Consider the following 1709-nt stretch of genomic DNA (forward strand, 5'->3'; position numbering starts at 1 on the left):
TTCTTGATGTATGCCTGAGGCACTGTTAGCGTCATTATCATATTGATGTACTTCAGCATAACGGCTACTCACCGATGGATTATTGCCATCCATTTTATCAACGGCCTTAGCATGATCATCCATGTGATCTGTTTTATTGCTTGCTACTGACTGTGTATACAACAAGCTCGGTTGTTTTGCTCTGTCAAGCTGTTTCGGGGTTATATCGCCTTGTATTTTTTTGGGGGGGGATGATTTTTTCTGGCTTTTTTTGTCTCTTTGCGAGTGGCTTCTCTATTCTCCTCCTTGGGCAGCAGCCAGTCTGTTTCGGCATCAACCAATGGATCATAGGCTTCTTTCTTATCAGAGCTTCCTGTGACTGATTCTTGAACATTCGTATTCGTATCTGTTGGATCGAGACTTTGGAGCTCTTTGCTCGACTCAGTTGGTTCTACTTTTTTATAAACAGCCAAGAATGCTTCTGGGTGTGCGGGAGATTCCGATTCCAGAATCGGTTTTTCATCATCAAAATATATTTCGATACTGGATTCAAATTGATTCAGCGTGAAAATTAATTCTTGACAATTATTTTTATATTCTTCTTGTAGTTTTTCAAAATCAGCAAATTTTGTTTCTCGAGCTTCAAGGCTTTTGATTGTATCTTCTGTTTTTTGTGTTTTTCTATTACTTTCCAATATATTTTTTTTAACTTGCAATGCTTCTGCTTCTTTTTTTACAAATTTAGAGGCGCTCATGATTGTGTTATCAAGTTTGGTCACTATTTTTGGAATAATTTCACGTATTCTATGTTCTGCTGGAACTTTCTGCCGGTTCATTCGTTTTCTGGTTCCCTGAATACTCTGTGAATTTGAATTCTGCTGGGTGACGTTCTCATAAGTATTGCCGTGTTCTGGAGCGGTAGGGCTGCTCTTGGCAGTCAGATGGGAAACATCCTCATAAACACTGTCGTGTACAGTGGTATTGGGTGCCGCTATTTCAATTGCTTGCGTTGTTGCTCTGGTCTCAGTTGGTGCTTCAGCAGCTGGTTGCTGTTGAGCCTGGCGAACAGTCAACGGATGCCTCAGCGCTTCTGATAAACCCCATACCGAGTTGACCGCAGCGCCAGCCAGTTCTTTACCACGAGTAAGGGGTTTCATCGCCAGCTCCTGACCACGCAACCCCTCCCGGTAACCGGTAATCCATTGATAGCTTGAATAGCCGACAAGCCCCAACCCGCTCGCTGCCACAAGGGTACCTGTGGTAATGACCGCTGTAGCGGCTGTTGATGCTGTAGCGGCATTTACCGGGCAAACATCACCGTAAGAAAAATCCAACGCATCCAGAAATTCAGTTCCCGAAGCGCAATTGGCTGTTAACACGCGTGGGTCAGCTTTTTGGCAAAGAAGCTGCTTATTGGATTCAGGTCCAAAATCCTTTTTCATGATGACATAGCTATTCACCGATGTGGTGTTGGTAACCGTTACTCCATCATGAACGTCCCCTCCTGTGATGCCGGCGTATGCATATTTACCCGAGGTTTCGACCGTACTGTTCACCGCTATGGTGTTGGCAACCGTTGCTCCATGGGAAACCAGCCCTCCCCCGATACCGGCGTATCCACGTTCACCCAAGGTTTCGACCTTGCTGTCCACCGCCGTGGTGTTGGCAACCGTTACTCCTTCAACCACCCCCCCTCCGATGCCGGCGTATGCATGTACACCCGAGGTTTC

The 1709-nt window shown here is 45.6% G+C and carries 1 protein-coding gene; it reads right to left on the reverse strand.

Translation table 11 applies throughout. From position 1 onward, the window contains the following. Positions 1–200: 200 nt before the first annotated feature. A partial coding sequence (locus KDK15_RS05895; RefSeq protein ID WP_257294437.1) for a hypothetical protein occupies positions 201–1709 on the reverse strand: 1509 nt, incomplete at its 5' end.

The organism is Endozoicomonas sp. YOMI1 (genome assembly GCF_024606345.1).
In the GTDB taxonomy this organism is placed as follows: Bacteria; Pseudomonadota; Gammaproteobacteria; order Pseudomonadales; family Endozoicomonadaceae; genus Endozoicomonas.